Source organism: Pseudoalteromonas sp. MTN2-4, from assembly GCF_042848605.1.
GTDB lineage: Bacteria > Pseudomonadota > Gammaproteobacteria > Enterobacterales > Alteromonadaceae > Pseudoalteromonas.
Map to the genome: position 1 here is coordinate 1 of NZ_BTGK01000018.1, position 7980 is coordinate 7980.

Sequence of the window (7980 nt, forward strand, 5' to 3'; positions counted from 1 at the left end):
TTTAATATTGACAGTTGTAAACCTTTGATTTGTAAGTCATGGTTTTATAACAAAGTTGTAAACGCGGACAAAAAACAGTTGGCTTTGTTCGTACCTCACAAATTTTTGCCAACTGTTTTTAGCCGGTTACAACGGCGTTATATATCAAGTAAAATTTATTAGTCGTGAAGAAATAATGAATAAAATTACAAAAGATCAATTTGATGAAAGGGAGTTGGAAGAGCTTAATCCTCGTAATGAGTTACATTGGAAACTATGGGCTTATGACGATGAATGTTGTTTTGAAATGGAGTGGGATGGTAATCAATTAATATTTATTGAATTTTTGAAACCAATGCTTAAGTACGTAACGGATCCCAATTGCATAAAGAAAGATACTATTCTCGAGGCTTTATTTGAGTTAGCTAGAGAAGAGTTTAGAGGACGGCATGACTCTTCTATTACTCAAATAGTTGATTCGATAAAAGACTTGAAAGCAGAGGGGGAACTCGGTGAGTGGTGTAAATATGTTAGCTGGCTAAACAAATTATATTTGTATAGAGGCAAGTTTAGAGAGAGTGAGGCAATAAATTTATGTAAATATATGATCTTACCTCATCCTAACTACGACGAATTAGAAAAAGCTCGTTATTGCACATTTTCATTTACTGGACGAGTGCTAAAAAATTACTCTGAAATTAAGTGTTTAGTACCTATGCCAGAGGGGGCACTTGAGTTGCCTGAGTATATGTATATTAACCTCAATGAGTTAGATTGGAAGTATAACTTTCGTCTACCTTTGGAGTTAAATGATATATAACAAGTGCCTAAACCAAGGACTCAAAATACTTGGCTTGAGCTCCTTCGTCGCTAATTTTAGCCAAGTATTTTTCGCCGGTTAGGCGAGCGTTAGCTATTTATTGGTGTAGATGTGAAAAATTTAATCCTTATTTTAACTACAATCATATTTTTCGGTTGTAAAAGTTCAGTTGATAGCGACAGTAAGCAACTTGAACAGTTCGTATTAAAAAATAAAAACTCAATTAAGGCAGCACCCAAAAATGCTCCAAAGGTTTTATCTGAATGCAAACCAATTGTTACTGTTTACCCAAAATATCCCAATGCACAAGTTAAGAACTTACAAGAAGGCTGGGTTCATGTGGAAATCACGGTGGGGAAAGAGGGTAAGTCACCTTCTAAAATTGAAATCTTAGACTCAAGCCCAGTTAAAGTTTTTGATCAAGAAGCGATCAGAGCAGTTGAGAAGTGGTATTTTGCAATGTCTAAAACTAAAGAAATCTCAACCTGCGATAAAGTTCTAGAGTTTAGCCTTATAGATAGCTAACAAGGCCGTTAAACCGTGGACACAAAACAGCAGGCTTGTGCTCCTTCGTCGCTAATTTTAGCCTGCTATTTTGTGCCGTTTACGGCAAGCGTTATACGAAAGGGAGATAGCGGAGTGAAATTAATTATTTTCCATATTGCACTAAGCATGACCCTAGGGCTAATTGCATTAGCAGGCAGTATGAGACAGTTCTGTTGGTTTATCCAATGTAATACATATTATAATTTTACTGTAACGCAGGTTGTTCTAGCTTTGCTTGCAACAATGTATTTGACTTATTCTTTAGTAAAGCTTTTTCGAACTTTGCCCAAAATGGAGAATAATGAGTTTAATAATGAACTTTTAATAGATAAACACCCCTTTGAGTTGGATTTATATAACTCTTAATCTTCGTATAACAAACGCATCAAAAATGACGTCAAACGCTTGGCTGACGCTCATTCTTCGCTAATTATAGCCAAGCATTATCCGCATTTTATGCGGGCGTTAGGCATACAATGAAATTTACATTTTCCGCTCTTTTAATATTTTTTCGAGCAGCGTATTTAGTTGCGTAGAAGAAGATATTCCTATTGAAATTAAAACTTATTGCAATAAGTCCGATCAATGTTTAGTTTCTTTTAAAGCACTGTTACAACATAAGGATTTTTACTTACTTGGCGCTCAATATAATGATATCCATAACAATACTATTCCAATGTATATGGGCTACCAAGAAGCAACAAATGTTACGTTGTATGAACTTTCAGGTACAATCCAATTTTTTAAAAGTGCCAATGTTTTGATTAACTATGGTATTAAAGGGGCTTTGTGTGCCAAGACTAAAAGCTTTGATTGGGAACAAATGAAAAAGGCATGTGAAAACTGCTAAAGTATGCCTAACAAGTGCCTCAACCAAAGGACGCAAAACAGCAGGCTTGCGCTCCTTCGTCGCTAATTTTAGCCTGCTATTTTACGCCGGTTAGGCAAGCGTTAGGTAACACGGAGATAAAGTGCTCAACGAGCTTTGGTACGAACACTCTAAAATGGTCTTTCTTAAAGGGCTTGGTGGTAAAGAGATTAATGGTATTTGCGTTACCACTTTAGACGCTAAAGTAGCTGGGTGTATTGCTTCCTATATAAAAAGTGGAAATGGTCAGCTAACTATTTCACATTATCAGTTGTTGGAAGTTGCGAAAGCTAACTTAGAGTCTATCTTAAAATACTTAGATGCTGAGTCTTTAGAGTATTTTCGCCGTCTCCACAAAATTTGTAGCTTGGTAACTGCAGAGGCAAGTGTTACCTAACAAATTAATTAAACAATGGACGCAAAACAGCAGGCTTGCGCTCATTCTTCGCTTAGTTTAGCCTGCTATTTTTCGCCGTTTATTAAGGCGTTAGTTTTATATGAGTATGTATCGAGTATTTTTTCTCAATCTGGTTTTTGTATCTTGGGTGACAATGGCAAATGATAAACCAACCGACTTAACTGACGAGCAATGGAACAAGTATCTTGAGCATAAAGCCTCGTGGGAAAGTATGCTCAAAGAGCGCTACGAGAATGAGTTAAAAAGTAATCCTCCAGAACCACCATGGATTAAATTTCCAGATTACCACCCAACAAATATGTTTTGGCGTATGGGAAAAGGTGAAGATTACTTAGTTGATTACTTTGGTTTGTATTTTAAGTACGCTCCTAAAGCAGATTTGAAGGCTTATAAGCAAAAATATCCTGAGCACAAAGATTGGCTTGGGACATATGTGAGCTTCGAAAACTAACAAACAGTTTAAAAGCGGACAAAATTCAGTGGGCTGGTTTCGCTCCGCTTCACATTATAGCCAACCAAATTTTGCCTTTTAACTGAGGCGTTATGCGTCACTTTAAATTGCTGTCTTTAAAACGTTTTTTGCTTCAAGTCTTTTCTTCAAATTAACTTTTAGGTACAGTGGCGTAATTAAGTTTTAAGTTGGTCTTAGCTTTTCGTTTTTCAATTTAAGCTGTGACCAGAAAGTTCATTCACCAGTAGAGCGCTTCTTTGCAATTTTGGGTTTGGTGAGTGTTTTTTAATTTTAAGTTTGGCTTATTGGTGCAGGCGCAAGCGCTTTCAATTTTGAGTGTCAACGCATAACAAGGTCGTCAACGCGGACAAAAAACTGTTGGCTGTTGCGCTTCGCTTCACATTTTAGCCAACAATTTTTTGCCGGTTACAACGGCGTTATGAGTTAATAAGATGTTGAGAGTAATTTTACTATTTGTTATTTTTCTATGCGGCCCCTCATTCGCATCAAAGCAAGTTGAGCCTAAGCCTAATTTTGAAAAGTTAATGCAAGGTGTCTGGGCCGAATTTTATAATGAAGACGGCAAGATATTGTCTTACATGACCTATCTCCCTGAGGGAAGGTTTCATGCTTTTGGCTACCTTGAGAATGACAATCGAAGTTATTGGTTCGCTGACGGGTTATGGAAAATGGTGGGTGATCAGAGCTGCATAGTATTCACATTCGATTCGTTCGGTATAACGAACAAAGATGAATTAGATTGCGTCACTATTATATCGGTCAATGATAGCACTCTTGTTTATAGAGATAATAAAGATAATTCTATTAATACTTTAAAAAGAGTATCAACAGGCTTTATTGAATAAATACTCATAACAAATTAATTAAACAATGGACGCAAAACAGCAGGCTTGCGCTCATTCTTCGCTTAGTTTAGCCTGCTATTTTTCGCCGTTTATTAAGGCGTTATAAGCCAATTGAGCTTACGGATTAGAAAAGCATATTGGTGAAAATTTCATTATAGATAGGAAGTAACTAATGAATATTGACGAACACTTAAAGGTATTAGCGTTAAAAAATAAAAAGCTATTTGGGTTCTCTCATACTATGTGTATAGTTTTGGTAATCGGTTTAATAGCTCTTATGTTATCTATTGCTTTACCTCCTTCACTGACAGCAATACTTGTTGGAATTGCAGCTTTTTTTATTTTATATCACTACGCAGCATATGCCGTTAAAAAAACTAACAACAGAATCTCTCTACTAGAAACTAAGTATAAAGATCAAAGTAAAGGCTTATAACAAGGCGCTCAATCGGACAAATTTTGCTGTGTAGCTTTTTACTATTCTGCTGCGCAGGCAAAAACCAACCCAACAAAATTTGCCTTTTAGCTTGGCGTTAGCATTACTTAGGAACTATTGTGAAAACTGGACTCTTACCAATTGCTTTTTTATTTACATCAAATTTTGCCTTTGCTGATTGTGAAATAGCCCTGCAAAAGAGGTTAAAAGAAGATCTAAATCTAACCTATCAGCAATTTGATCAAACTTATGATGCTGGATTTAGATTACTGGAAAAGTCTGGTTGCTATGCCGAAGCAGCTATTTTAATTAAGAGATTTATTGTACAGAATAATTCAAAAGAAAGTTCATTAACATGGCATTTAGCGCAAATGGAAGGGCTAGCGGGTAATTATCAACAAGCGATCTTTCATGCAAAAAAAGTTTTGAATCCAAATGAAGACTTAAGCGAATCTCCAATGTATTGGAATGATTTCATTTTAGGAAATATCGCTTTTTGGTCTAAAGATAAAGCCATGCTAAAAAAGCACATGGCAAATATTGAAAAAGGATTAAGTTTTAAACCAAATCAGATTAATTTTAATTACCTTAATAATCTACTTACAAACTTCAATTCAAGCTACTTGCAAGCATTATCAGGAGCGTAATGCTAACAAACGCTTTAACCAAGGGACGTAAAACAGCAGGCTTGCGTTCCTTCGTCGCTAATTTTAGCCTGCTATTTTGCGCCGGTTAAGCGAGGCGTTATATTTTAAGGAAGATTAAGTTTTTGAAAAACAGTAAATCTTGGTATAAAAATTTAACTAAAGAAGAAATAGAACTAGCTGAATCTTATGATGCAGAAATATTAGCTTTAATTAATAATTTACCTAAAGGAGCAACAGAAGAGCAGCAGCTAGAATCATATAAAAAACAAAAGCTGATTTTTGAAGAAAAGCTTCAACCATTGAGGACTCTTTCTTATTCTAGAAGGGCTGGAATAACACCCGAAGAATACAATGCTCGCATTGAAAAAATTAAAAATAGAGCGAAGATAACAGTAAAACAGAAAATAACATTTGTGTTACTTTTAGCAATTTTAACGATGGTGTTCGTGAGCAGCTTGCTATAAACATAACAAGGTTGTCAACGCGGACAAAAAACTTTTGGCTGCTACGCTCCGCTTCACATTTTAGCCAATAATTTTTTGCCGGTTACAACGGCGTTATATGCCAAAGGAAGTGTCATGAAATACTTTGCTCCCCTGTTTCTAGCTATTCTCTCTTTCAATCTAGTCGCTCAAGATGAAGAGTGGAATATTAGAGCTGAGATTTTAGGGATGAGATCTCATGATTTTATTTGGTTAAATAATAAAGGTGATTTTCATTGGGCAACTTCAATATTTGATGATCCAATGCCTTGTCGCAAGGTGTTAAATGAAACAGAGCTTGAAAAAATCAACTCATTGCGCAAAGGATTGCCTCGTGTTCCATACGAAAGAGAACCCAGAAATAATCAATGTTTTGATGGGCTGCGCTTCTTTATTCTGTCTTCGAGTTGGTCAAATGAAGGTGAAAACTTGGAAGTTGGCAAGAGGTTTACTGCTTCTAAAAACTGTAGGGTTACAGCTATTGATGAGTCATGGGATACTTTGAGCGAGTACTTATATTCGTTAATGTTAGAGAAGTTTGAAACTTGTAGAAATAACCCTTGGAAAGAGGCATATAACAAACCACTTAAGCGGGACTCGTAACAGTTGGCTCGGTTTCGCTTCGCTACACATTTTAGCCAACTATTACTCGCTCCTTAGTGGGGCGTTATATGCCTAAGGGAAATCGAGCACTTGAAATACATAGATGTAACTTGGAACCATGAATCGAGCGTATATCCTATAAGGCTTGTTTCAGAGGTCGGTGCTGATAATTTCGAAATCAGAAAACTTGAGTTTTTCTCAGACGGCACTGTGGGCATTGCTACAAGTAATCAAAGTTCGAAAACAACATTACTTGGAACTGATGTAGTCCCTAGTATCGAAGAAATAAACTCAGATCCTTTATTTTTCGCAAAGGTTATTACTCAGCAAGAGTTTGAGAAACTTTGGGAAATACATGTTGTAAACGGCATATAACAAAGCAAATTAAAAAGTGCGGACAAAAAACAGTTGGCTTTGTTCGTACCTCACAAATTTTAGCCAACTGTTTTTAGCCGGTTACAACGGCGTTATATTTTCAAAAGGGTTCCGATGAAATTTCTAGTATTACTATTTGCTTTGCCATTCAGTGTTTTTGCTCAAGCACAGAAAGTCAGCCCTGAAATCTCAAAGAAAATAGAATCAATAAAAAAATACTCCCCTCTTTTAGGAGAATGGGAAGGAAAATATTTTATTAAAAGCGCACCTGATGAGCTAATAGAAATAATGGCTAAAGATGGAAGTGATAAGACAGGCATCGGGATCAAGATTATCCTTAAGGAGAAATCTACCGAGGTCTATTTTAAATATACATCCGAATCTGATTGGGAAAAATCTGACGCTAACATCCAAGTAGTTCCTGATAAGCTAGGTTGGCATGTTTATCTAACTAGAGAAGGTGGCAATTGGTTAGAGCGCATTTGGCTTTCTATCGCACGTACCAAAGAAAAGACGGGTGCATTAACTGTTACAAGAACCGTTCATAATTGGTATAACACCGAAAATTCAGGTGCTCCAGATCATTATTATACGTTTGGAGCAGGTGAGTTAAAGAAAATATAACAAGCAATTAAACAGGGATAAAAAACTTGCGGGCTATTCGCTTCGCTCAATTTTAGCCCACAATTTTTTACCCGTTAATCGGGCGTTAGCAATACAAGGAAACTTCTTGAAATACTTTACTATTATTGCACTCCTATTATCTTTCAATTCATTTGCGAATATATTCGGAAAGATAAATTGCGGTTCTTATGAACCTACTAAATACCCGAATAAAAAAGTATTTAAAGGTACTTTTAAAAGCGAGGTTACGGAAGTTGGCGTAAAAGAATTTTTTGAAACTGCACAAAATGATTCAAAACAAATAATGTGGAAGCTTGAACTTTTGGATAGAGCTACTGGCAAGTACAAAAAGTCTTTTCCTAGAACCTCACCTTACTCGGATGAGCAAACGGCTATTGAGCATCAAATAATACAGCCACATGTAGTTATAAACTTAGGTGAAAAGACCATTACGGGTAGTAATAATGGTGAGTTCGGCGGTGAGTTACTTTTAATCGATGAAAACGATAAAATCACACTCATCGAACGTATGAATGTCGAAGATATTTTTGAAATGCCTTTTGGTTTAGTTATTACATCAGGCTTAGCCCATTTATCATGGAATTATGGTGATGTTCATTTTATAAACTCGGATTTTGAAATTGAAAAATTATATAGCTTAGTCGGCATGCCCGAATCATCTTGGCAGCTAGAAAGTGGTGATCTACTTATAAATAGTTATCCATCGGGCTCTCAAATTTTAACTAAGAATGGCTATATGAAACGTGTGCAATGTATTGCTAACAAGCAATTAAACAGGGATTAAAAACTTGCGGGCTTTTCGCTTCGCTCAATTTTAGCCCACAATTTTTAACCCGTTAATCGA

General features: G+C 36.1%; 13 protein-coding genes. All 13 read left to right on the forward strand.

What is annotated here, in order from left to right; all coding sequences use genetic code 11:
- The first annotated feature begins 175 nt into the window (after nt 1–175).
- The 13 genes from ACGHEH_RS21260 to ACGHEH_RS21320 all read left to right on the forward strand — a co-directional run bounded on the left by ACGHEH_RS21260 (nt 176) and on the right by ACGHEH_RS21320 (nt 7920).
- Nucleotides 176–799: a hypothetical protein gene (locus ACGHEH_RS21260; protein ID WP_390449651.1), complete on the forward strand. Its 624-nt coding sequence runs from the start codon at nt 176–178 to the stop codon at nt 797–799.
- Between the two features lie 111 nt (nt 800–910).
- The gene (locus ACGHEH_RS21265) at nt 911–1324 is read left to right on the forward strand and encodes an energy transducer TonB (protein WP_390449653.1); all 414 of its coding nucleotides are present in this window, start codon (nt 911–913) and stop codon (nt 1322–1324) included.
- Between the two features lie 15 nt (nt 1325–1339).
- Nucleotides 1340–1711 (forward strand): hypothetical protein, encoded by a 372-nt coding sequence (locus ACGHEH_RS21270; protein ID WP_390449655.1) that lies wholly within the window; start codon nt 1340–1342, stop codon nt 1709–1711.
- Nucleotides 1712–2316: 605 nt separating this feature from the next.
- Nucleotides 2317–2610 carry a hypothetical protein gene (locus tag ACGHEH_RS21275; RefSeq protein WP_390449657.1) on the forward strand — a complete coding sequence of 98 codons (294 nt, stop codon included), beginning with the start codon at nt 2317–2319 and terminating at the stop codon, nt 2608–2610.
- A gap of 154 nt (nt 2611–2764) precedes the next feature.
- Entirely contained in the window at nt 2765–3082 is a 318-nt protein-coding gene (locus tag ACGHEH_RS21280) for a hypothetical protein (protein ID WP_390449659.1), read from the forward strand.
- Nucleotides 3083–3534: 452 nt separating this feature from the next.
- Nucleotides 3535–3948 carry a hypothetical protein gene (locus tag ACGHEH_RS21285; RefSeq protein ID WP_390449661.1) on the forward strand — a complete coding sequence of 138 codons (414 nt, stop codon included), beginning with the start codon at nt 3535–3537 and terminating at the stop codon, nt 3946–3948.
- A gap of 172 nt (nt 3949–4120) precedes the next feature.
- The gene (locus ACGHEH_RS21290; protein WP_390449664.1) at nt 4121–4384 is read left to right on the forward strand and encodes a hypothetical protein; all 264 of its coding nucleotides are present in this window, start codon (nt 4121–4123) and stop codon (nt 4382–4384) included.
- 119 nt (nt 4385–4503) lie between these two features.
- On the forward strand, nt 4504–5031 hold the full coding sequence (locus tag ACGHEH_RS21295) for a hypothetical protein (RefSeq protein WP_390449667.1): 528 nt from the start codon (nt 4504–4506) through the stop codon (nt 5029–5031).
- A 122-nt stretch (nt 5032–5153) separates the two neighbouring features.
- Nucleotides 5154–5495 (forward strand): hypothetical protein, encoded by a 342-nt coding sequence (locus ACGHEH_RS21300; RefSeq protein WP_390449669.1) that lies wholly within the window; start codon nt 5154–5156, stop codon nt 5493–5495.
- A gap of 114 nt (nt 5496–5609) precedes the next feature.
- Nucleotides 5610–6116, forward strand: coding sequence for a hypothetical protein (locus ACGHEH_RS21305; protein WP_390449672.1), 507 nt, complete (start codon nt 5610–5612; stop codon nt 6114–6116).
- 90 nt (nt 6117–6206) lie between these two features.
- The gene (locus tag ACGHEH_RS21310; protein ID WP_390449675.1) at nt 6207–6491 is read left to right on the forward strand and encodes a DUF6881 domain-containing protein; all 285 of its coding nucleotides are present in this window, start codon (nt 6207–6209) and stop codon (nt 6489–6491) included.
- Between the two features lie 114 nt (nt 6492–6605).
- Nucleotides 6606–7115: a hypothetical protein gene (locus ACGHEH_RS21315; RefSeq protein ID WP_390449678.1), complete on the forward strand. Its 510-nt coding sequence runs from the start codon at nt 6606–6608 to the stop codon at nt 7113–7115.
- Nucleotides 7116–7221: 106 nt separating this feature from the next.
- A complete protein-coding gene (locus ACGHEH_RS21320; protein ID WP_390449681.1) occupies nt 7222–7920 on the forward strand; it encodes a hypothetical protein in 699 nt (232 codons plus the stop codon).
- The last annotated feature ends 60 nt before the right edge of the window (nt 7921–7980 follow it).